This is a genomic window from Arthrobacter sp. Cza30 (assembly GCF_059090765.1).
Genome location: NZ_JBNHGA010000002.1, coordinates 399420 through 421501 on the forward strand (window position 1 = coordinate 399420; position 22082 = coordinate 421501).

At 68.1% G+C, this 22082-nt stretch carries 21 protein-coding genes; 13 read left to right on the plus strand and 8 right to left on the minus strand.

Going from position 1 to position 22082, the window contains the following annotated elements:
• The first annotated feature begins 3 nt into the window (after positions 1 to 3).
• The gene (locus AC5RVZ_RS07135) at positions 4 to 468 is read left to right on the plus strand and encodes an RrF2 family transcriptional regulator (RefSeq protein WP_494065075.1); all 465 of its coding nucleotides are present in this window, start codon (positions 4 to 6) and stop codon (positions 466 to 468) included.
• Positions 469 to 565: 97 nt separating this feature from the next.
• Here the strand turns inward: AC5RVZ_RS07135 and AC5RVZ_RS07140 are convergent, their stop codons facing one another.
• Complete coding sequence (locus AC5RVZ_RS07140) at positions 566 to 1963, minus strand: MFS transporter (protein WP_494065076.1); 1398 nt, start codon at positions 1961 to 1963, stop codon at positions 566 to 568.
• A gap of 28 nt (positions 1964 to 1991) precedes the next feature.
• Positions 1992 to 2606: a flavodoxin family protein gene (locus AC5RVZ_RS07145; protein WP_494065077.1), complete on the minus strand. Its 615-nt coding sequence runs from the start codon at positions 2604 to 2606 to the stop codon at positions 1992 to 1994.
• A gap of 240 nt (positions 2607 to 2846) precedes the next feature.
• Between AC5RVZ_RS07145 and hpaH the strand changes: the two genes are divergently transcribed.
• The 5 genes from hpaH (at position 2847) to AC5RVZ_RS07170 (ending at position 6722) form a co-directional block, all read left to right on the plus strand.
• Positions 2847 to 3632, plus strand: coding sequence for a 2-oxo-hept-4-ene-1,7-dioate hydratase (hpaH, locus tag AC5RVZ_RS07150; protein WP_494013742.1), 786 nt, complete (start codon positions 2847 to 2849; stop codon positions 3630 to 3632).
• Complete coding sequence (locus AC5RVZ_RS07155; RefSeq protein ID WP_494065078.1) at positions 3617 to 4435, plus strand: HpcH/HpaI aldolase family protein; 819 nt, start codon at positions 3617 to 3619, stop codon at positions 4433 to 4435. The genes hpaH and AC5RVZ_RS07155 overlap by 16 nt, the downstream gene beginning before the upstream one ends.
• Positions 4436 to 4565: 130 nt before the next feature.
• On the plus strand, positions 4566 to 4778 hold the full coding sequence (locus tag AC5RVZ_RS07160; RefSeq protein WP_494065079.1) for a hypervirulence associated TUDOR domain-containing protein: 213 nt from the start codon (positions 4566 to 4568) through the stop codon (positions 4776 to 4778).
• Positions 4779 to 4856: 78 nt separating this feature from the next.
• A complete protein-coding gene (locus AC5RVZ_RS07165) occupies positions 4857 to 5924 on the plus strand; it encodes an alcohol dehydrogenase catalytic domain-containing protein (RefSeq protein ID WP_494065080.1) in 1068 nt (355 codons plus the stop codon).
• A 45-nt stretch (positions 5925 to 5969) separates the two neighbouring features.
• Positions 5970 to 6722: an ArsR/SmtB family transcription factor gene (locus AC5RVZ_RS07170; RefSeq protein ID WP_494065081.1), complete on the plus strand. Its 753-nt coding sequence runs from the start codon at positions 5970 to 5972 to the stop codon at positions 6720 to 6722.
• A gap of 137 nt (positions 6723 to 6859) precedes the next feature.
• Here AC5RVZ_RS07170 and gap read toward each other — a convergent pair whose 3' ends face one another.
• A complete protein-coding gene (gene gap, locus AC5RVZ_RS07175; protein WP_494065082.1) occupies positions 6860 to 7879 on the minus strand; it encodes a type I glyceraldehyde-3-phosphate dehydrogenase in 1020 nt (339 codons plus the stop codon).
• Positions 7880 to 7962: 83 nt separating this feature from the next.
• Between gap and AC5RVZ_RS07180 the strand changes: the two genes are divergently transcribed.
• Positions 7963 to 9174: an ROK family protein gene (locus AC5RVZ_RS07180; RefSeq protein ID WP_494065083.1), complete on the plus strand. Its 1212-nt coding sequence runs from the start codon at positions 7963 to 7965 to the stop codon at positions 9172 to 9174.
• Between the two features lie 65 nt (positions 9175 to 9239).
• Here AC5RVZ_RS07180 and AC5RVZ_RS07185 read toward each other — a convergent pair whose 3' ends face one another.
• Entirely contained in the window at positions 9240 to 10187 is a 948-nt protein-coding gene (locus tag AC5RVZ_RS07185; RefSeq protein WP_494065084.1) for a D-2-hydroxyacid dehydrogenase family protein, read from the minus strand.
• Between the two features lie 88 nt (positions 10188 to 10275).
• Positions 10276 to 10893, minus strand: coding sequence for a maleylpyruvate isomerase family mycothiol-dependent enzyme (locus AC5RVZ_RS07190; protein ID WP_494065085.1), 618 nt, complete (start codon positions 10891 to 10893; stop codon positions 10276 to 10278).
• Positions 10894 to 11018: 125 nt separating this feature from the next.
• Here AC5RVZ_RS07190 and AC5RVZ_RS07195 point away from each other — a divergent pair, with 125 nt between their 5' ends.
• Positions 11019 to 11675 carry a maleylpyruvate isomerase family mycothiol-dependent enzyme gene (locus AC5RVZ_RS07195; RefSeq protein WP_494065086.1) on the plus strand — a complete coding sequence of 219 codons (657 nt, stop codon included), beginning with the start codon at positions 11019 to 11021 and terminating at the stop codon, positions 11673 to 11675.
• Between the two features lie 55 nt (positions 11676 to 11730).
• Here the strand turns inward: AC5RVZ_RS07195 and AC5RVZ_RS07200 are convergent, their stop codons facing one another.
• Positions 11731 to 12273 carry a YceI family protein gene (locus AC5RVZ_RS07200; RefSeq protein ID WP_494065087.1) on the minus strand — a complete coding sequence of 181 codons (543 nt, stop codon included), beginning with the start codon at positions 12271 to 12273 and terminating at the stop codon, positions 11731 to 11733.
• 257 nt (positions 12274 to 12530) lie between these two features.
• Here AC5RVZ_RS07200 and AC5RVZ_RS07205 point away from each other — a divergent pair, with 257 nt between their 5' ends.
• The 5 genes from AC5RVZ_RS07205 (at position 12531) to AC5RVZ_RS07225 (ending at position 18762) form a co-directional block, all read left to right on the plus strand.
• Positions 12531 to 14102 carry a molybdopterin-dependent oxidoreductase gene (locus tag AC5RVZ_RS07205; RefSeq protein ID WP_494065088.1) on the plus strand — a complete coding sequence of 524 codons (1572 nt, stop codon included), beginning with the start codon at positions 12531 to 12533 and terminating at the stop codon, positions 14100 to 14102.
• Positions 14103 to 14314: 212 nt separating this feature from the next.
• Positions 14315 to 14950: a uracil-DNA glycosylase family protein gene (locus tag AC5RVZ_RS07210; RefSeq protein WP_494065089.1), complete on the plus strand. Its 636-nt coding sequence runs from the start codon at positions 14315 to 14317 to the stop codon at positions 14948 to 14950.
• 130 nt (positions 14951 to 15080) lie between these two features.
• On the plus strand, positions 15081 to 15830 hold the full coding sequence (locus AC5RVZ_RS07215) for a ZIP family metal transporter (protein WP_494065090.1): 750 nt from the start codon (positions 15081 to 15083) through the stop codon (positions 15828 to 15830).
• A 298-nt stretch (positions 15831 to 16128) separates the two neighbouring features.
• Positions 16129 to 18012: an APC family permease gene (locus AC5RVZ_RS07220; RefSeq protein WP_494065508.1), complete on the plus strand. Its 1884-nt coding sequence runs from the start codon at positions 16129 to 16131 to the stop codon at positions 18010 to 18012.
• Positions 18013 to 18234: 222 nt separating this feature from the next.
• On the plus strand, positions 18235 to 18762 hold the full coding sequence (locus tag AC5RVZ_RS07225) for a hypothetical protein (RefSeq protein ID WP_494065091.1): 528 nt from the start codon (positions 18235 to 18237) through the stop codon (positions 18760 to 18762).
• Here AC5RVZ_RS07225 and AC5RVZ_RS07230 read toward each other — a convergent pair.
• Positions 18667 to 20244, minus strand: a complete 1578-nt coding sequence (locus AC5RVZ_RS07230; RefSeq protein WP_494065092.1) for a dynamin family protein — start codon at positions 20242 to 20244, stop codon at positions 18667 to 18669. The genes AC5RVZ_RS07225 and AC5RVZ_RS07230 overlap by 96 nt on opposite strands.
• Positions 20241 to 22070: a dynamin family protein gene (locus tag AC5RVZ_RS07235; RefSeq protein WP_494065093.1), complete on the minus strand. Its 1830-nt coding sequence runs from the start codon at positions 22068 to 22070 to the stop codon at positions 20241 to 20243. The genes AC5RVZ_RS07230 and AC5RVZ_RS07235 overlap by 4 nt, the downstream gene beginning before the upstream one ends.
• Positions 22071 to 22082: the final 12 nt, after the last annotated feature.

A 22082-nucleotide genomic window follows, 5' to 3' on the forward strand; every position in this document is an offset into this window, starting at 1 on the left:
CGGGTGCACATCTCCGCCAAATCCGACTACGCCCTGCGCGCCCTGATCGTCATCGCCCGGTCATCCGAGGCGCAGACGGGGACGCTGGCGGCCGAGGCCGTAGCGGCCGCCCAGGACATCCCGCACAACTACTTGCTGTCGATCCTCGCCGACCTGCGGCGCAGCGGCATCGTGCGCAGCCGCCGCGGCCAGGGCGGCGGCTGGCACCTGGCCCGCACGGCGGCCGAGATCAGCGTCGCCGACATCATCCGCGCGGTCGACGGGCCGCTGGTGAGCGTGCACGGGCTGCGGCCCGAAGCGGTTCACTACGAGGACCCGGCAGCGGTTCTCCAGCCGGTCTGGATTGCCGCGCGCAGCAGCCTGCGCGAAGTTCTGGAGTCGGTTAGCCTGGACCAGCTTGCCTCCGGTCAGCTGCCCGCTGAAGTCACCGAGCGCAGTGCGCGCGACGACGCGTGGGAGCCCAGGTAGCCATGCCTCGGCGCCTTCCCTTCCCGCGCCGGGGCGACGATCAAGGCGACGATCAACGGGCCCGGCTTGAGCCGGGCCCGGCGAAGGCGGCCGCCCTCTAGCCCGCCCGCCCTGTTCCCGCGGTGCCGGCTGACGCAGTCTTCGACCGGACCGTGCCGTCCATTCGGGAGCGCGGGTTCCTGCGCCGGCCGCCGGCCGCGGGCGGGTCTTCGATGTTCCTGGGCCCGTTGATCATCACGGCCCCGACCAGCATCACCACAATGCAGGCCCCCAGCATCGAAAAGGACGCGGTCCAGGAGCCGGTGGCCTCGTGCACCACGCCGAACAGCAGCGGGGCGAGGCCCGCGCCGGCGTAGCCGATGCCCTGACTGAAGCCGGACAGCACCGCCGAGCCGTGCGTGGTGCGCGAGCGCAGGTTCACCATCAGCAGCGCGGTGGCGAAGGTGCCCTGGCCCAGCCCGGAGAGGGTCATCCACCACCAGGTGCCGCTCTCCGGCGAGAGCAGCAGGCCCAGATGCCCGCCGACCCAGCAGGCGGTAAACACCAGGATGGCGGCGATGGGGTGCCTCAGCCGGGGCACGATCAGTGGCACCAGCAGGCTGGCGGGCAGCCCGAGGATGGCGAAGTACGCCAGGGCCGAACCGGCCGTCGCGGCGTCGATGCCGTGTTCGGTCAAGTACGGCGGCAGCCACGCGAAGTACACATACGTCTGCGCGGAGTTACCGGCCAGGAAGATGGCCAGGCCCCAGGCGACCGGCGAACGCCACGGGTTCAGCTTTACCGGCCCCGCCGCGGCTTCGCGGGCGCGAACGGCAGGCCCGTCGCCGCGGGCCGGTCCGGGCGGACCCTCGCCCGCACCGGGTTCGGGCGAGACGGCCGCCGCAGCCCGCCCGCCGGCGTCGTCCGCGCGGCGCTTGCGGCGGTCCCGTGCCGCCTGCACCGCCCACGGGATGAGCACCACGGCGCTGACCGAGGCCCAGAGCGCGATCGATGTCCGCCAGCCCGCGGCGTCCGCCACCGGGACGGCCAGCTGAGGGCTCATCGCGGTGCTGACCGCCAGCAGGGTCACATAGCCCGCGGTCACCACGCCCACCCGGTCCGGGAAGTATTTCCGGACCAGCGGCGGCAGCACGACGTTGCCGATTCCGTACCCCGCCATCACCACCGCACTCAGGGCAAGGAACGGCCACACGCCGTCGACGGCGGCGCGGCCCAACTGGCCGGCGACCGCCAGCAGCACGGCGGCCACCAGCACCTTTTCCAGCCCGAGCCAGCGGATCCACGCCGGGGTGCCCAGGCCGGCGGCGGCGAACACCAGCGGCGGCAGCATCGCCAACACGCCGATGGTGGTGGCGTCGAAGCCAAGTTCGGGGCCAAGCCGGCCCAGCAGCGGACCGACGGCGGAGACCGCGGCGCGCAGGCTCAGCGCCATCAGCAGGATGCCCAGCAGCGCGCCGATCCGCCCGGTCCACGGCCTGCGGAGGAAGTAGTTCACCCGCCTACCCTAGCCGCGGCCCGCCCGCCTACCCGGCCGGATACGGTTCGCGGCGCAGCAACCGGGCCAGATGGACGGCATTGCGCGCCGCCGTCGCCGTCGTCGCCACTGTCACGTCCGGGGTTTCCGGCAGGTCCTGGAAGTCGGTACCGTGCATCGCCTCCCCCACCCAATACGTGGACCCCTGCGCCGGCAGGCTGAACCCGATATCGCCCAGGCCCTGGTACAGCTCCGCGGTCACGTGATGGGCGCCGTCCTCATTGCCGACGACGGCCACCAGCGCGACTTTGTTGAACATGCTGGGCCGGCCCTGCTCGTCGGTTTCGGACAGCTCCGCGTCCAGGCGTTCGAGCACGAGTTGCGCCTGGCTCGCGGCGTGGCCCAGCCAAATCGGCGTCGCCAGCACCAGGATGTCGGCGGCCAGGACTTTGGCGCGGATGGATGGCCAGGCGTCGCCGTTGCCCATGTCGGTCTGCACACCGGGTTTGACGTCGTGGTCCACAACCCGCAAGAGGTCACACGTGACGCCGTGTGCCGATAATTGCGTGATCACCTGCCGGGCCAGCAGTTCGCTGCTCGACGGCTTAGGCGACGGTGTCAGGGTGCAGACCAGTGCCAGTGCGTTAAGTTTTGTATCCTCCATAGCGCCATTCTGCGGCTTCGGGCAGTTAATGGACAGTCCGCCGGCCACGCCACCGGCCGTCGACGATCTTCCAAAACCCGATCCAGGCCGCCGCCGTTCGCTCCCCTTGTAACCAACTCCGGGCGGTGACAGACGCCGCCGTAAGATGGTGCTGGCGCCCTTCCCGTGCGGCGCCGCGGACTGCCGAACGCCCGCCCCGGGCGGCTGCGGCCTGCGAAGAACTAGGAAGTGGTGCCAAGGATGCTTGACCCGTCAACGATCGAGTCCATCGCCGACGAGCTGGTGGAGGCCGGCCGGACACGGACGCCGGTGAAACGGCTGACCGCCCGCTACCCGGAGATGACCATTGAAGACTCCTACAAGGTGCAGAACCTGTGGCGCGAGCGCAGCGAGGCCGCCGGCCGTACGCTGGCGGGCCGGAAGATCGGCCTGACGTCCAAGGCGATGCAGTACGCCACCGGCATCAGCGAACCGGACTACGGCATCATCTTCGACGACATGATCCTGGAGAACGGCTGCACGGTGAAGTGGGACCAGTACACCCACCCGCGCATCGAAGTCGAACTGGCCTTCGTGCTAAACCGCGATGTCAAGGGCCCCAACGCCACCATTTTCGACGTTTTGAACGCCACCGAGTACGTGGTTCCCGCGCTCGAGATCCTGGACTCGCGGATCGAGATGGAGGGCCGCACCATCGTGGACACCATCTCCGACAACGCCGCCATGGGCGCCATGGTGATCGGGGGCAACCCGGTCCGCCCGCAGGACGTCGACCTGCGCTGGATCTCCGCCATCCTGTACAAGAACCAGACCGTGGAGGAGACCGGCGTCGCCGCGGGCGTGCTCAACCACCCGGCCGCCGGCGTCTACTGGCTGGCCAACAAGATTGCCCCGCACGGCGACCATCTGAAGGCCGGTGAAACCATCCTCGCCGGCTCGTTCACCCGCCCCATGTGGGTCCACAAGGGGGACACCGTCTTCGCCGACTACGGGCAGTTGGGAACCATCACGTGCCGTTTCGAGTAGAACCCGACCCGTCCTTCAAGGACGCCCTCTCCGCCGCCGACCGGCCGCTGGCCGGCATCTGGGTCTGCTCCGGCTCGCCCCTGTTGGCGGAGCTCTGCGCCGGGGCCGGCTTCGACTGGATCTTCATCGACGCCGAGCACTCCCCCAACGGGCTGGAGTCCGTGCTGGCCCAGTTGCAGGCGGTGCGCGGCTACCCCGGCATTCCCGTGGTCCGCCCGCCGGTCAACGACACCGTGCTGATCAAGCAGTACCTGGACCTGGGCGCGCAGTCACTGATCATTCCGATGGTGCACACGGCCGAACAGGCCCGCGCGGCCGTGGCGGCCACCCGCTACCCGCCGGCCGGCGTGCGCGGGGTCGGTTCCGCGCTGGCCCGTTCGGCCCGCTGGAACCGGATCCCCGATTACCTCACCCGCGCGGAGGAAACGCTGACGCTGATCGTGCAGATCGAGTCCGCGGAGGCGGTGGAAAACGCCGCCGAGATCGCCGCGGTCGACGGCGTGGACGGCGTGTTCATCGGACCGTCCGACCTCGCCGCCTCGATGGGCGTGATTGGCCAGCAGGAGCACCCGGACGTCGTCGCCGGAGTGGAGAAGGCCCTGAAGGCGGCCAAGGCGGCCGGCAAGTTCGTCGGGGTCAACGCCTTCGCCGAAGCCTCCGCCCGCCGCTACATGGAGTGGGGTGCCGACTTTGTCGGCGTCGGGGCCGACGTGGCGCTGCTGGCCCGCGGATCCGAAGCCCTGGCGGCCAAGTACATCCCCTCGGACGGGGCCGGCGAGGCCGGAAGCCCCGCCAGTTACTGATCCTCCGTAGAACGACGGCGGTGCTTGGGTGGGTTCGCAGCCCACCCGAAGCGCCGCCGTCCTACGCGGCGAGGTGGAGCAACTGCTGGTTGGGGAAGCGTCCTTCGGCTAAAAATGCTAAGACTTGACCATGGCTGATTCTTTCAAGGTTGGCGATAGAGTGCGCTGGAATTCAGAGGCCGGCGAAATCCACGGCAGGGTCACCAAGGTCCACACCACGGACTTCGAATTCCTGGGCCGCACGAGGCGCTGCTCCGAGGATGAGCCTCAGTACGAAGTCCAGAGCGACAAGACGGACAATTTGGCTGTCCACAAGGGCTCGGCGCTGCGCAAAGCGGGCTAACCGGCGACGCCGCCGAAGGCTCTAGGGCCTGGACTCCACCGACGTTTGAGACTCCACAGAAGTTCGAGGAAACAAGACGTGGCAACTGTCTCCAGCAATCTTTCCGGCCTGCAACCGACCGTTCGGGCGCTGGCGCGGATTTCCCACACGCCCGGGGGTGTCGGGCTGATCGACCACCTGCTGCGGGCGCCGACAGCGGACGAGGTGGAACTGCGGGTCAGCCTCTGCGGGCTGTGCGGCTCGGACGTTATTGTCTACCGTGCGGACACGGCAGCAGCGCCGGTTCCGCTGGGCATGGTGCTCGGACACGAGTCGGTCGGCACGGTGGTCCGCACGGGGCTGCTGGTTCCCGAATGGCTCGCGCCGGACACCCGGGTAGTACCCATTTCCACCGTGGGCTGCGGCCACTGCGAGGCGTGCCGGGCGGACCAGCCGCATCTTTGCGCCGAGCGCTCCGGCCTGGGGCTAACCCAGCACGGCCAAGCCACTTCACGGGCGCTCGTTCCGTGGCGCAACCTGGTGCCCGTGCCGGAGTCGGTTCCGGACACCACCGCGGTTCTAGCAGAGCCCGCGTCCATCGCCTGGCGCGCGGTCTCCACTGTCGCCCGCATCCAGCCCGGCGAGCGCGTGGCAGTCTCGACCACCCGCAGCATCGGCCTGCTCGCCGGACTGATGGCACAGCGCGCCGGCGCCGAGGTGACGATGATCGGCCGCGAAGGCCCCGGCCACGCGGCTCGGGTTGAGTTGGCCCAAGGCCTTGGCTTGGGCAGCACCACCGAGCAGCAACCCAACACCTACGATGTGTGGATCGAAGCGACCGGTGCTGGTACCAATCTGGCACGTGCCGTTCAGGAACTGCGGCCCTTGGGCCGCCTGGTCATGGTGGCGATGTATGCCACCGGGACCGCCCCGGCGCCCGTGGTCCGGACTAGCAAGAACCTTGCCGTCCTGCACAGCTTCATCTCCACCCGGCCGGATTTCGAGCAGGCACTGGCCTTCCTCGCCACCCTTCCGGATTTGGGCGAGCGCCTCATCACGACCTACCCTATGGGCCGGGCCGTGGAAGCACTGCGGCTCACGGCGGAAGGCCACCTTGACGCAGCTGGACGGCCACTGGTCAAAGCCGTGCTCGATCCAGCCAGGTGAACAAAAGCCTCGACATGTGACCGAATGGTCACCTATTATGGGTGCATGGATGCCGTGTTCAAGGCCTTGGCGGATCCCACCCGGCGCGGCCTGCTGGACGAACTGTTCCGCGAGGACGGGCAGACGCTCACCGCACTCGAAGCGCGCTTCGGCATCACGCGCTTCGGCGTCATGAAGCACCTGAAGCAACTGGAAGAGGCCGGCCTGGTGGTCACCCGCCGCCGCGGCCGCGAAAAACTGCACTTCCTGAATCCGGTGCCCATTCGGCTCATCCACGACCGCTGGGTGAGCAAGTATGCACAACCATGGGCCGCTGCCCTCAGCGACCTCAAATCCCGATTGGAAAGTCCCATGGAAAAAATCTTCGAGATCTACATCCGCACCACCCCGGAACAGCTCTGGGAAGCCATCACGGACAGCGAGATCAGAAGCACGTACCAGTTCGGCAACCGGATTGAGACCGACTGGACGCCGGGTTCCCGGTACGCGGTGACCAACCCACGGGCCGATGCGCCGCTGAGCGAAGGCGAGAACCTGGAAGTCGATCCGCCGCGCCGGCTGGTCCAGACGATGCGCGCGCTGTGGGGCGAGGACGTCGCGGCCGAAGGCACGTCCCGGGTGACGTGGGAGATCGAACAGGTGGAGGATTCCTGCCGCCTCACCGTGACGCACGATCAGCTGCGCGAGGGGGCCAACGAGCAGGTGTACGGCGGCTGGCCGATGGTCCTGTCCGGCCTCAAGACGTGGCTGGAGACCGGCGAGAAACTCACGACGCCCGGCTCGCTGATGTACACCTGAGCACGGCTCCGGCGAAACCCGGGCGCTGCCGCGCGGGGCGAGGCCAGGCGCGGCACACCTCGGAAACGGCACAGCAGGCGCCCTTGTGCGAGGGCGCCTGCCGGCTTCGGTGGACGGCGGGTCCTGGACCTGCGGACTCAGGAGAGCTTGGAGGCCACCAGGGAGGTCAGATCCACCAGGCGGTTGGAGTAGCCCCATTCGTTGTCGTACCAGCCCACGACCTTGACCTGGTTGCCCATAACCTTGGTGAGGCCGGAGTCGAAGATGGCCGAGGCCGGGTCGGTGACGATGTCCGAGGAGACGATGGGGTCCTCGGTGTAGGTCAGGATGCCGGCCAGACGGGGATCCGCGGCGGCCGTCTTGAATGCCTCGTTGACTTCCTCGACCGTCACCTCGCGGCCGACCGTGACGGTGAGGTCCGTGGCCGAACCGGTGGGCACCGGCACGCGGATGGCGAAGCCGTCCAGCCGGCCCTTGAGCTCGGGCAGCACCTGCCCGATCGCCTTGGCGGCCCCGGTCGAGGTGGGAACCATGTTGATCGCGGCGGCCCGGGCCCGGCGCAGGTCGCGGTGCGGCCCGTCCTGCAGGTTCTGGTCCGCGGTGTAGGCGTGGATGGTGGTCATCAGGCCCTGCTCGATCCCGAAGTTCTCGTGCAGCACCTTCGCCAGCGGTGCCAGGCAGTTGGTGGTGCAGGAGGCGTTGGAGATGAGGTGGTGTGCGCCGTCGTCGTACTCGCCGTCGTTGACGCCCATCACCACGCTGAGCACATCGCCCTTCGCGGGAGCGGAAATGAGGACCTTCCGGGCGCCGGCGACCAGATGCTTCTCCGCGTCCGCGGAGCTGGTGAAGCGACCGGTGGACTCGATCACGATGTCGACGCCGAGCTCGCGCCAGGGGAGGTTTCCGGGGTCGCGTTCCGCGAGCACCTTGATGGTCCGGCCGTCGACTACCAGGTCGCCGTCGGCGACCGTGACGTCGGCGCCCAGCCGGCCGACCACGGAGTCGTACTTGAGCAGGTGCGCCAGGGTTTCCGGCGAGCCGAGGTCGTTGATCGCCACGATCTTTAGGTCTGCACCGATCTTGCCCTGCGCCATGGCCGCCCGGAAGTAGTTGCGGCCGATGCGCCCGAAACCGTTGATGCCAATCCGTACTGCCATGGGAACTCCTTTTTATTTAGCCTCTAAATTTATGTTCTATTATTATTATCCTGATACTGCCGGACAAGGTCAAGGGGATCGATGTGAGCACCACCGCCACCACTCCGCAGGTCCTGCGGCTGACCAACCTGAAAGCCGTCCTGTCGGTGATGCGCGAGAACGGCGCGGTGACCGGAAGCGACCTGATCGAGGCCACCGGGCTGACACGTGCCACGGTCATCGCGGTCTGCGACGACCTGGTGGCCCGGGGCTGGGCCCGCGAGGTGGCTGGCGAACGCGTGGTCGGCACAGCGAAGGGCAGGCCGGCGCGGCGGTTCCAGTTCAACCCCGGGGCGGGCTGTGTGCTGGGACTGGACGTCGGCATGGCCACCGCCACCGTGCTGGTGGCGGACCTGAACGGCCTGATGCTGGCCCGTATCTCCGAGCGGTTCGAGAAGCCGCCGGCGCCGGCGGAGTCGCGCCGCTCCACCATCAAGCGGGCAGTGGCCGCCGCCCTGGCCGAGGCCGGGCTGCCGCCGGAATCGGTGCTGGCCACGGCCATCGGGGTGTCCACCGTCGTCGATCGCCACGGCAACGTGGCACCCGGACACGAACTCTCCGAGCACTTCGACATTGGCCTGCAGACCGAGGTCTTTGCCCGCTACGGCTGGCCGGTGCTGCTGGAGAACGATGCGAACCTGGCGGCTCTGGCGGAGCGCTGGAGCGGCGCCGGCAAAGGCGTCGACGACTTGGCCGTCATGCTGGCCGGCGAACGGCTGGGTACCGGCCTGATCGAATCGGGCCGGCTGCTGCACGGCTGCAACGGTGGCGCCGGCGAAGTGGGCACCCTGGAACTGGTGGACGGGGTGGGCAGCCAGGACGGCATCGCGCGGCTGGCCCGCTACTGGGGCAACGAGGCCCTGGCGTCCGGCAGGCCTACCTTGATCCGCGAGCTGGTGGGACCGGGCACTACCCGCGTGTCGGCCCGCTTCGTCTTCGAGGCCGCTGCTCGGGGAGACGGGGTGGCGCAGGAAATCCTGGAGCGGATCGGCCGGCGGATGGCCCGCGTGGTCGCGATACTGGGCACCTTCCTCAACCCGGAGCTCGTGGTGATCGGCGGCGCGGTGGCCGCCTCGGCGTCGGCTCTGCTGCCCACCATCACCCGGGAACTCCCCCGGCTGACCGCGACCCCGCCGCGGGTGGCGGTCTCCGGGTTCGGCGACGCGATAGTGGCCACGGGCGCCGTGCGGCTGGCGCTGGACTACGTGGAGGAGCACGCCATGGAACTCGTCCCGGCCGGGATGCCGGCACGGTAGGCGCGATCCCGTCGGAAACTCACCCGACGCCCGGCGGAAACGGCGACCTCCCGCGTGCCGCTGCCTCAGGTGAGGACGTTAATCGGCTCCCCGCGAAGGTAAGCCAGGATGTCCTCGAGCATCTGCGTGTACCCCAGCCTGTGGGCTTCCTCGGTGACGAAGCCGACGTGCGGGCTGAGGATCAGGTTGGGGACGCCGCGCAACGGACTGTCCTGCGGCAGCGGCTCCACGTCGTAGACGTCGAGGGCGGCGCCGGCGATCCGCCGTCCGGCGAGCGCAGCCGCCAAGGCGTCCTCATCCACCAGCGGTCCGCGCGAGGTGTTGACCAGCCGGCCGCCGGAACCGAGGAGGTCCAGCTCGGCGGCGCCGACGACCCCGCGGGTGGACTCCGCCAGCCTCAGGTGGACGCTGACGATGTCCGAGCGCCGGAACAGGTCCTGCTTGGACACCCACTCCGCCCCGTGGCCGGCGGCGCGCTCCCGGGTCAGGTGCGGACTCCACGCCAGCACGTCCATCCCGAACGCCTGCGCGTAGCGGGCCATCAGCTGCCCCAGCCTGCCCAGGCCCAGCAGCCCGAGGGTGGACCCGGCCAGATCGATCCCCATCCGGGCCTGCCAGATCCCGGCCCGCACGTCCCTGTCGTTCTGCGGGATTTCCCGGGCCACAGCCATCACCAGCGCCCAGGCCAGCTCGGCCGGAGCCTGCGTCGCATGCTGCGTTCCGCACACGGTCACCCCGCGGGCGCGCGCGGCGTCCAGGTCGATCGAGGCGTTGTGCATGCCGGTAGTAGTCACCAGCTCCAGGCCGGGCAGCAGGTCCATCAGCTCGGCGGTGATGGGCGTCCGCTCGCGCATGGTGACCACCACCTGCGCCCCTTCCAAGCGTTCGGCGAGTGCGCCGACGTCGTCACAATGGTCCGTGAAACGCTCGACGGCGATGCCCGCCGGCAGCTGCTCCCACGGGGCACTGCCCAGTGCCACGTCCTGGTAGTCATCGAGGATAGCGATCTTCACGATGCCAGCGTATCCGCCCGGGACCCGGGGAAACCGCGGCGCCCCCGGAGTGGCGGGCGGGGCTGCCGCCGGAAACCATGGCGTGCCGCTACCTGGACAGGGTGGCAGCACCGGGGCCGGTCAGCTCCTCCTTGCCTACGGGCCGCCCGGACACCGCCAGCAGCAGGGCGATGGCGGTTCCGCGCACTTCGTCTCCGGTCCCCAGGCTGACACCGGCGTCTGACGCCACGAGCCGCAGCCCCCGCGCCCGTTCCTTGCCGCCGCCGAACTTTATGCTGGTGGCCAGCTGGTGGCGCAGCGCGGTGACGACAGGAGCGGCCGGATAGCCGTGGCGGATACCCAGCGGGCGCCGGATGTCCTCCCCGTGCACGAAGGCCTCTACGAGCCGGGTAGGCAGCGGCGCCGGGGCACCGCTGGTGCGCCCGCTCACCTCGCGGAACCGCTGCAGCGTATTTTCAGGTTCCGTTGCGCGCTCCGCTGCGACCCCGCGGGCGTTCAGACGGTCGAAATCGAAACCCGCGGCCAGGAAGTCGCGAAAGAACGTCAGCCGGGTCGTCTTCGCATCATTGACCAGGTGGGCCAGCACGTCGTGCACGTCCCAGCCGCGGCACAGTGACGGCGTGCGCCACTGCTCCCGCGACAGCGCTTCCAGGTGCCGAATCAGCATCGCACGCTCGGCGTGGACCACGGGCCAGATTTGGGTCATCGGACTCCTTGCTCACCGTGGGCGTCTGGCTGCCCTCTTCGCTCCTTGATGCAGAAGCGCGTTCAACCCCGTCCGCCGAGTCGATCGTAGCCGCCCGCGGGCCCGCTGTCTGTTTGAATGGGGGCATGCAGCCAAAGAGCGCGAACGACCTGTGGGCCGTTATCCATGCCGAACGCGCGGCCCTCGCTGACGACCTGAGCGGGTTGAAGGACGACCAATGGGCCAAGCAGTCATTGTGCGGTCGCTGGGTCATCGAAGAGGTCCTCGCGCACCTGACGGCGGGCGCGAGTATTGCCCGGCTTCGCTGGCTTGGCAGCGTACTGGGTGCACGCCTCGATTTTGATCTCCACAACCAGCGCCAGTTGAACGAACACCGAGGTGCTACTCCGGCCGAAACACTCAACCGGTTCCGGGCAGTGATCGGGAACACGAAGGCACCGTCGAAGCACACCGTCGCATGGCTCGGAGAGATTATTGTCCACGGCCAGGACATCCGCCGCCCGCTCGGGCTGCAGCGAACCCCGGCTGTCGACGTCGTGACCCCGGTCGCGGAGTTCTTTTCCGGTCGGGACTTTACCGTGCCCAGCAGAAGCACCGCCAAGGGCTTGCGCTTCCAGGCGGTCGACGGCCCCTTCCGGTTCGGCTCCGGCCCCCTGGTCAGCGGGACCACGCTGGCACTGACCATGGCGATGGCCGGACGCCCAACGTACTGCGATGACCTGGCGGGAGAGGGAGTCGCCACGCTGAGGTCCCGCTGCGCGCCTGCCCAAGACGGGCGTTAACGCAGCAGGCAGGGCACGGATCGGATCCGGGCCCTGCCTGTGTGTGTCGCGTGGGTTAGTTGGCCGGCAGCACGAAGGCCGAGTCAACCGTGATGGTGACCTTGTCACCCACCAGCACGCCGCCGGCTTCCAGGGCGGCGTTCCAGGTGATGCCGAATTCCTTGCGGGAGATCTGCGTGGTCGCAGAGAAGCCGGCACGGGTGGCGCCGAAGGGGTCAACCGCCATGCCGCCGAATTCGACGTCGAAGACCACGGGCTTGGTGGTGTCCTTGATGGTCAGCTCGCCGGCCAGCTGGAACTCTTCCGGAGTGCCTTCGACGCTGGTGGCCTTGAAGGTCATCTCCGGGTACTGCTCCACGTTGAAGAAGTCTTCGCCCTTGACGTGGGCATCGCGGTTGTCATCGTTGGAGTCGAACGAGGCGGTCTTCACGACGGCCTCGACGGAGGAAGCGGCCAGGCTGTCGCCGACCACGAGGGTTGCATCCGCGTCGGTGAACTGGCCGCGCACCTTGCTGATGCCGGCGTGGCGGACGACGAAGCCGACCTCGGTGTGGGACTGGTCGAGGTTCCAAGTTCCTGGGGTGAGCTGAACGGCCATTAAGTGCCTCCTGGTTGATGTTAGGATGTGAAGCCCGGGTGAATTCCATGCTTATGCATTTACCGTAACACCTGATAGTTGAAGAGTCAACCAATGGCCGGTGAACGGCAGGCAACGATGCTTCGCCCCGCGCGGGACGCCGCCCTGCCAACAGCCATGGTGGTTGTCCTGCGCCCTGCTTCGGGTAGATGATCGGAGCAGGGCACGAAGCCATCCCTTCGGAGACATCCAACCCGCCATCGAGCGAAGGACACGGCATGGCAGCACCGCCAGCCACTAAGGCCACGCTGACCGGGTGGACGCCGGCCATGCTGGCGGGCATCGCGTCGGCGGCCGCGCTCTTTGCCACAGCGGAACTGGCGGCAGCTTTTTTCGGCCCGGCCGCCTCCCCCTTCGGCTCTGTGGGCGCCGCCGTCGTGGAACTCTCCCCGTTCTGGCTGACCGAATTCGCCATTTCCACTTTCGGGACGGCGGACAAACTGGTGCTGTTCATCGCCATGGCGATCGTTGCGGTGCTGATCGCCGCCGCGGCCGGCCTGCTCGCGGCCCGGCGCTGGACCGCCGGCGCGCTGGCGGTGGTGTTGCTCGCGGCGGGCATGGCGGCCTGCGTGCTCACCCGCGCCGGGGCCGTGCCGGCCGATGCCATTCCGACGGCGCTGGGAACCGCGGCGGGCCTGCTCTGCCTGCGCCGGCTGATCAGTCTCCTGCCCCGGCCCACGGCCTTGTCCGTGGGCGACGCGGCCGTCATGCCGGAGGTTCCGGACCGCCGCCGCTTCCTGGCGAACACCGCGGCGGTGGCGGGTGTCGCCGTCGTCATGGGGATCGCGGCCGGCGCCGCTTCGGCGGCGCGGAACACCGCACGGCAGGTGCGCCAGGCACTGGGGCTGCCGGCCCCCGCGCGGCCGGCCGGGCCATTGCCGGAGGACGTGCAGTCGCCGGTGGACGGAGTGGTTCCCTTCGTGACCCCCAACGAGGAGTTCTATCGCATCGACACTGCGCTGATCGTCCCGTCGGTAGATCCGGGGCAATGGCAGCTGCGCGTCCACGGACTGGTTGAGGAAGAGTTCAGCATCAACTTCCAGGAGTTGCTGGAGGCCAAACTCGTGGAGAGCTACACCACGCTGACGTGCGTTTCGAATCAGGTGGGCGGGGACCTGGCCGGCAACGCCCGCTGGCTGGGGTATCCGCTGCGCGACTTGCTGGCGCGTGCACGCCCGTTGCCGGAGGCGGACATGGTCCTGTCCACCAGCGTCGACGGCTTCACCGCTTCGACCCCCTTGGAAGTGCTGACCGACGGGAGGGACGCGCTGCTCGCGATCGGTATGAACGGGGAGCCCCTGCCGCTGCAGCACGGTTTCCCCGTGCGGATGGTGGTGCCGGGGCTTTACGGCTACGTGTCCGCGACCAAGTGGGTGGTCGACCTGGAGCTCACGCGGTTTGCGGACAAGGTCGCCTACTGGACCACGCGCGGCTGGTCGGACCGCGGTCCGATCAAGACGGCCTCGAGAATCGAGGTGCCTCGGCCCGGAGCCCGACTGGCGGCCGGCCCCTTGGCCTTTGGGGGAACGGCCTGGGCCCAGCACCGGGGTCTGTCAAAAGTACAGGTGCAGTTGGACGACGGCGACTGGGTGGATGCCCAACTGGCGGCGGAGGCTAGCGTGGACACCTGGCGCCAGTGGTACTTGGTGCAGGACGACGTGCCGGCCGGCCCGCACCGGCTCCGGGTGCGCGCCTGGGAGGCGGACGGAACTCTGCAGACGGAGGCCGCGGCGCCGCCTGCTCCGGATGGCGCCACCGGCTGGCACAGCGTTGAATTCACCGTTGATTAACCGCCGGGTCATCTTCGTCACAGGGCTCGCGCCTGAAGCCCGGGATTCCGCCACCGGTCTGCAGGAGGCGCCCAGCTTCGGTTGCTATGCTCAATACCCCGCCTCCCGTTGCCGCAGGCGGCTGCCCGTTCCCAAGGCGGCACCGCCGTCGTTCCCGGCGCACCGATTTCCTACCGTTCACCTTCCCTTCCCTCCAGGAGACCCGCACCCCGATGACCAGCCCGGCAGTATCCGATCAGCACAAGGACCTCATGGACCGCAGGTACGACTCAGGCGTCGCCGACATTAATCGTCTCTGCGACGAACTGCGGGACCTGAAGCCGGGTACCGAGGTCTCTTACGTGGATCCAATCCACGACGCCGATGAATGCCGGATCGTGTCGCTCTACTCGAACATCGGGCACGCCTCTGACACGGGTTTCATCTGGCCGGGGGACCAGGAGGCAACGACGCGGATGCTCGGGCTGCAGTGGCAGCTCGGCCTGCGGCCCCAATATGTGATGCCGTGGAACGTGCATCCGTGGTTCACCCCGGGCGAGGCCAACGGCAAGCTCACCCCCGACCAGATCAACGCCGGCCTCAAGCCGCTGCTGAAGATGCTGACGCTGGTGCCGCGGGCCTCCGTGCTCGTGGCACACGGAACCGAAGCCCAGCGGCTGGCCGGCCTGCTGCTGAAGACCGAGAACCCGCTGCTTTGGCGGCGCGGCTTCAAGACGTACAAGGTTCGGGCGCTCAGCGGCCGGGCGTTCGCGGGTTCGCCGACTCGCCAGCAGGAATGGCTGGACGCGATGCACGAAGCCTATGCCGACGCCATGGCGCGCACCGGGCTGGGCCGGCCCGCCAAGTAGCACTGCGACCCGGCTGGGCGGCACCGCGGGTCCGTGCATCCAGCCCTCCCGTCTGGCGAAACAACCCCCCTCCCGCCATGGCGGCTGCGCCTCCCCACGGCTAGCCTGAGCCTGGACGGGAGGAAGAGCCATGCCGTTGTGGATGACCGCGTTTTCCGTAGGGGCGATGGGCGGTGCCGCGCTGGTGCTCGGATGTGCCGTCGCTTGGAAATGGGCCATTCCGGTCAAGGTTGTCTCGACTGTCATGGCCTTCGGCGCCGGCGTCCTTATTTCGGCGCTTGCCTTCGAACTGGTCGACGAAGCGGTAACGACCGGCGGGATCGGCGCGACCATCGGGGGTTTCCTCGTCGGCGCCTGCCTCTTCGTGGCGACGAACGCCGTGCTGGCCGGAAAAGGGGCCAAGCACCGCAAACGGTCCGGCAATCAGCAGCCCGCCGAGGGAGATACCCCGGGCAGCGGCCTGGCGATCGCGGCCGGGGCCCTGCTGGACGGTATTCCTGAATCCCTCGTGCTGGGCCTCGGCCTCGTCGCCGGGGGAACAGTCAGCCCCGCAATGCTGGGAGCTGTGTTTATTTCCAACATCCCCGAAGGGCTCTCCAGCAGCGCCGGCATGAAGAAGGCCGGGCGGGGCGCGGGCTATGTTTTCGGCGTGTGGGGCACCATTGCCGTGCTCTCCGGAGCCAGCGCCCTGGTCGGTTACCTTGCGCTGCAAGACGCACCGGAGGAGCTCGTGGCGTTCATCAACGCGCTGGCGGCGGGCGCCATCCTGGCCATGGTCGCCGACACCATGATCCCTGAGGCCTTCGAAGAGCATCACATCCTCACCGGCCTCACGGCAGCGCTCGGGTTCGTGACGGCCCTGAGCCTCGATGCGCTTTAACCCGGCCACTGCGGGGATCCCCCGGCCACGCTACAACCCGGCCCAATGACGGTGATCATCAGCAGGCCGGTCATTGCGGGGAACCGGATGCGGAATCGACAAATTCGCTCGTTCCCGGTCAATGACGGATCTATACTGTGGAAGCGCCCCACGACAGGGCCCCGGGCAACGGGGCCCGCCCGGCCGGGGCGACAGGAGAAAATCGGTGCGCTGGTCGCTCGAACATACGGTCCCGGCTGTTGTCCCGAGGCCGGCTCCCCAGCCGCCGCTCCGCCGCGCGCTTAGCCGCTGGCTGTTGATGGACAAAGTTCCGCCGGTGGGCCGCGAAAGCGCAGCGCGCGGGACGCCCCATCCCTGGTGGAAAGTTGTGTGCCTGACAGGCGTTGACTACTTCTCCACGCTTTCCTATCTGCCCGGAATTGCCCTGATCGCTGCGGGACCGCTGTCGCCGCTGGCAACGCTGCTCATTGTGGGGCTCACCTTGCTGGGCATGCTCCCGCTCTACCGGCGCGTGGCGGCGGAGAGCCCGCACGGCGAAGGCTCGGTGGCCATGCTCAACCGGCTCCTGCCGTTTTGGAAGGGGAAGGTTGTCATCCTCGTCCTGCTCGGTTTCGTTGCCACATCATGGATTATCACCATCACACTCTCGGCCGCCGATGCAACAGTGCATTTGCTCGAGAATCCTTACGTTCCCGGCTTCTTGCAGGGCCACCCGGTCCCGGTCACCGTCGTGCTGCTGTTGGTCCTCGGGGGCATTTTCCTGATCGGATTCGGCGAAGCTGTAGCCATTGCCGTGCCCTTGGTGACCGCGTTTTTGATCCTGAATACGGCCGTCATCATGGCCGGCCTGTCGCTCATCGCGCAGGACCCCGGCCGCATCAGCGACTGGGCGCAGGCCATGGCCGCTGCCAGCCCCGGCCCGGGCAACCTGGCCTTGTCCCTGCTGCTGGCATTTCCTCTGCTGATCCTGGGCCTGTCCGGATTCGAGACGGGCGTGAGCATGATGCCGCTCGTGGCGTCCGAGGGGCACACTCCCGCACAACGCCTCGCCTGGCGGGTCCGCAATACCCGGAAGATGCTGACGTGTGCTGCGGCTGTCATGAGCGGTTTCCTGATGGGCAGCAGCTTCGTGACGGCCGTCCTCATCCCGCCCGAGGCCTACGTCGCGGGAGGCCCCGCGGATGGCCGGGCCCTCTCCTATCTCGCGCACGCACTGTTCGGCGAGGGGTTCGGCACGATCTATGACGCGGCAACGGTCCTGATCCTGTGGTTCGCGGGAGCCTCGGCGATGGCCGGTCTGATCAACATCGTCCCGCGCTACCTGCCGCGCTTCGGGATGGCCCCCGAATGGACCAGCGCGATCCGGCCCGTCGTCCTGGTCTACACCGGGGTCAGTATCCTGCTCACCGTGGGTTTCGGGGCGGATGTCAATGCCCAGGCCGGAGCCTACGCCACAGGCATCCTGGCCATGATGGTGTCAGCGGCCGTCGCTGTCGCCTTCACGACTGCACGCCGCCACAAACGTCGCACCGCTGCCGGGTATAGCGCCCTCAGCCTGGTGCTGCTCTACGCACTGCTGGCCAACGTCCTGGAAAAACCCGACGGCATCGGCATCTGTGGGCTGTTCATCCTCGGCATGGTCGGCGTCTCGCTCGTCTCCCGCGTCGCCCGCACCATAGAACTCCGCGCCGAGCGTATCGAATTCGACCACGCTGCCCGGCGGTTCATCAGCGATTCCTTGGACAACGACGGCTCGCTGAACATCATCGCCAAGCGCCGCCCCGGCAATCACGACGATTACAGTGCCAAGGAAGACGCGCAGCGGCACATGAATCCGGTCCCGGGGACAGCCGACGTCCTGTTCCTCGAAGTCGACATCGTGGACCCCTCAGCCTTCGCCAAGGTGCTTCGCGTCCGTGGCATCGACGTCGGCGGCTACCGGGTGCTTCGTGCGGAAAGCCCCGCGGCCCCTAATGCTATTGCCGCCATCCTCCTGGCCGTGCGGGACGCAACGGGTGTGCGTCCCCATGCCTATTTCGAATGGTCTGAAGGCAATCCGCTCGGCCACCTGTTCCGCTATCTGCTCCTGGGAGAGGGAGACACGGCTCCCGTAGTGCGCGAAATCATCAGGCAGAATGAGCCTGACCCTGCCCGCCGGCCCGGGATTCATGTAGGCGGATAGCGGCGGCGGAAGCAACCTCTCATCGACGCGACGCAGCACGCCGCCGTCGTTGGGCGCACGGCGGCCGGAGGGCGGTCACGCCCGGGCACGAGCATTGCGGTCGCTTTGGGTGGCGGCTAGATTACTTGCATGTCTCAGGAACCAGGGATGGGGGTGCCTGGAGCTCAGGGAACCGGGGGAATGTCCGGCGAACCGGAACGTCCAGCGCCGCCGCGTCCGCAGATGTCCGACCTCACGCCGCCTCCGATCATCGGGACCTTGGTGCCGCCGCCTGCTGTCAAGAGGGTCCGCGTCTTGTGGATCCTCAGTTTTGTTTCGGGACTGATTGCGGGGATCTTTGCGTACTTTGCCCAGGACGAGATCCTCAAGCACCTGCGCGGGCTCATCAACGGCTTGGAGCAGGGCGCGGACGAGGAGACCGTGGAAGCCCTCGCGGTGGTGGTTTTCTGGGGAACCCTGGGCCTGCTGGCGCTCGTCATTCTGATCGAGGCCTTGCTGCTGTGGGCCCTCATGCGCCGGCACGGCAAGGTGCGCTTCGTGCTGCTCGCCATGCTGTTCGTCCACGGGGCGGTGACCCTGTTGGCCGACGAATTCCTGGCCGCACCCGGCGATCAGGAATTAGGCATCAGGATCATGCTCGTTCTGCAGCTGGTGCTAGCCGGCGCGGCGGTAATCGCCAGCGTCCTGCGCGCGGCCAACCAATGGTTCCGTTCCGAGCACCAGGGGCGACGAGGCAGGCCTCCCGCCTGAAGCAGGCTGCATACCTGCCAACAGCTCCTCGCAGCTGCGAATGACGGTCTGGCAAACCTCGGCGACGGCCCGGCCACGCAGCGGATCGCCGGCTACGGCGTGCCAGCGTCTCAGGCACGCCACGGCGTGCTCCCGCAGAGCCTCGCCCGGTGCGTCACGAGGCAGTCCCAGGCGTTCGGGTGCCGAAACGCCTTCGCCGCCGATCAGCCGTTCAGCTTCGGCGGCCAACTCCGACTCCAGCGGCAGCCCGGTGGTGCGGGCGGCCGCCAGCAGACGCAATTCACGGAAGGCGTGGGCGCTGGCGAGCAGCCGTTCCAAGCCGGCCGCGACTCCGGCGGCGCCCGGGCGGGGATGGTCGTTCAGCAGCTTTTCGACGCCGACCAGGGCCGTCCGGGCCTTCAGCTGTCCGGCCCGGGCTTGGAACTGCCCGGTCATCACGGCCAGCAATTCGTCCAGCCCGCTGCGGCGGGCCAGTTCGTGGGCCAGCGCGGTCGGCTCCGAGATGCCTCCACGGAGCAGCGCGGATGCCAGCCGGAGCCCGAAGAGCCCGAACCTGTCCAGCAACATGGCCCGCGCTTTCGGCGTGGCGGACAGCGGACCTCCAGGGCGGACGAAGCGGTCGGCGGACAGCAGCAGCAGCTCCCGTTCCCGCCTGTCCAAGGCAGCGAGCTCGGCGAGGACGGCGTATTCCGCCTGCCGCAGGCTGCGCGCCGACTGGGCCAGCAGGCCGGCGATCGGCACTACCCCGAGGGCCAGTGAACGCAGCGCCTCGTCACGGCGGTACCGCGCCGCGATGTCCCGGGCGGAGAGCATGGCGTCGATCCGGCCGGACCCAACCTCGTCCGCACGGGACAGTACCGCCAGCGCGTTGACGGTACCGCTCTGGCCGGCCGCGGTATCACGGAAAGACTCCAAAAAGCCCAGGTCGGACGCGTGCAGGTGCCGCAGCAGGTAGATGATCGCGTCGGCCTCCGAGGGTGCGTCGGCCGGCGTCAGGAAATCGGTGGAGCGGGCCGATACGTCCCGGGAGAGCGAGGCAATGCCAGGCGTGTCGATCAACGTCAGGTCCCGCAAGGTTCGGGACGGCCAGTCCACCACGAGCCTGTCGACGTCCTCTGCCTGGATTTCGCCGAGCTCCAACACCAACCGGCCGTCGGCGCGCTTGGTCGGTAGGTCCCGAGGCGCTCCAGAACGCGGGTGCAGGGTGATCCGTGGAGTGTCGCCAAAGCGGTACCAGGTGACCACCCGGGTGCACTCTCCCGTGTCGGTCGGGGCAATCTCTTCGCCGATAATGGCGTTGAGCAGTGTCGACTTGCCCGCTTTGACCATGCCCGCGATGGCGATCCGCAGCGGCTCGTCGAGCCGGCGCGCATACTCCTCCAACACCTGACGCACGGCCGGTTCGTCGCGGTAGGCTTCAATCGCTTCCCGGACCAGCCCGCGCGCCGCTTCGACATCAGCTCCGGCTGCCGCGGCATTCATGCCTGTCCAGCCAATTGCGGTGCAGCGTCCAGCGCCAATGCCTGCTTGCGCAGCGACTCCACGAGTGCGAGGGACGCCTTGAGCTCCTTGATCCGCAGGTCGCGTTCCTGGTGGAACCGGCTTGCCGCCTTCTGTGCCGCCAGTACCGAATCCGCCAGCGAGCGGTGGTGCTCTTCGGCCAGTTCGGTGAAGTGGTCGCGGGTGGCCCGCTGGACGATCCTGAGCCGGTCCTTGAGCTGCTTGCCCACTTGGAACACGACCTCATCGACTTGTTTCCGGACCAAGGCCTTGGCCTCCGATTGGCGGCGCTTCAACCGGGCTTCCTTGTCTTCGCGGTAGGCCTTGCCGCCCAGCAGCAGGCCGGCGCCGACCGAGATCGGGTTGATCAGGGCCATACCCGCGATCCCGGTGAGGAGGCCGAACATCAGCACACCGCCGTACGAACCCCGCATGCCGATCAGTATTTTCTGGACCGGTCCGAGGCGTCCTGCATCCAGGTCCGGGATTTGCTCGACCGGGTCGAGCACGTTCTCCGTGGAATCGACCTGCAGCAACGGCAGGGTCACGTCGTCCTGGTTGAAGTGCTCGGCGACCTTTTCCGCCAGCCATAGCGACCGTTCGTTCGTCCACACGAAGGTGTCGGACACGGCCGATGCCACCCGCTGTTCCAGCCAGTGCACAAACTGCTCCCACTGCGGACCGGGATCCCCGGCATCGATGGACTGCTCGGCGTCCCGCAAAATGCTGCGCAGCCGGTCTCGCAAGTCGTATTCCATATCGGCGATAAGATCGCTCATGCCGTCATTGAGCGTGACCTGCCAGCGGGAAGAACGACGGCGGAGCTCGTCGGCGCGTTCCTTGGCCGTTTCCAGCTCGGCCAGCATCTCCGGGGTGCCGTCCGGATTCTCCAGCGCGCTCAGTTCGGACTTCAGCGACAGCCGTAGATGGTCCATGGCGGAAATCAGGTCCTGCGCCACGGACCGCCGCTGGAGCCGCTCGGTCTGGCCCAGGATCTTTTGCCGGAGGTAGGCCACCAGCTCCGGAAATCCCGATTCGGCGTTCAGTTCGCTGTCACGCATTTCGGCCGCCCGGAGGCGAAGCTCCGAGGAGATCGGAATCAGCGGCATGTCTGCCCCGATCCGCTTCAGATGGCCCCTGTCCAGTTCGGCCACGCGGCGCCAATGCGGGTACAAGTCCGTCTTGGACAGGACGCCGGCCACATTGGGGCAAATCCGTTGCGCCTGCCGCAGGAACCGGATCTCAGGTTCGGTGAACTCCTGGGATGCGTCCGAGACCAACAGCACGGCGTCCGCCGTCGGCAATGCAGTCAGTGTGGTGAGGGTATGGGCCGAGTCCAATCCTCCGACCCCCGGCGAGTCCACCAGGGCGAGTCCGCCGTGCAGGACCTTCCGGGGCAGGGAGACTTCCGCGGCTGCCAGCCGGCGCTCGTTGCCCGGATTCCCCCGTTCCGAGACGTGCTCGGCGAGCTCGTCCAAAGCTACCGGTCGACGCTCCAGTTCAACGTCCCCGTCGCTGGAGTCGGTGCGTTCCTTCGGCACCAGGATCACGGCTGAGGCAGGCTCCCCGTGCTTTACCACCGTCGGCACCGAGGTGGCGACGTCGTCGTCGATGGGACAAACCGGCGCATTCACCAGGGCGTTGATGAGCTGGCTTTTGCCCTGCTTGAATTCACCGACGACGATCACCCGGGTGGTCGGATCCTGCAATCGCCTGCGGGTCTGTTCCAGGCGCCGCTGCAAGTCTGCGCGCTCACCCTTCTTGGCCAATTCCTGGCCCTGATCCACCAGCTTGACGAGCTCGACCACCGTATCCCCTTT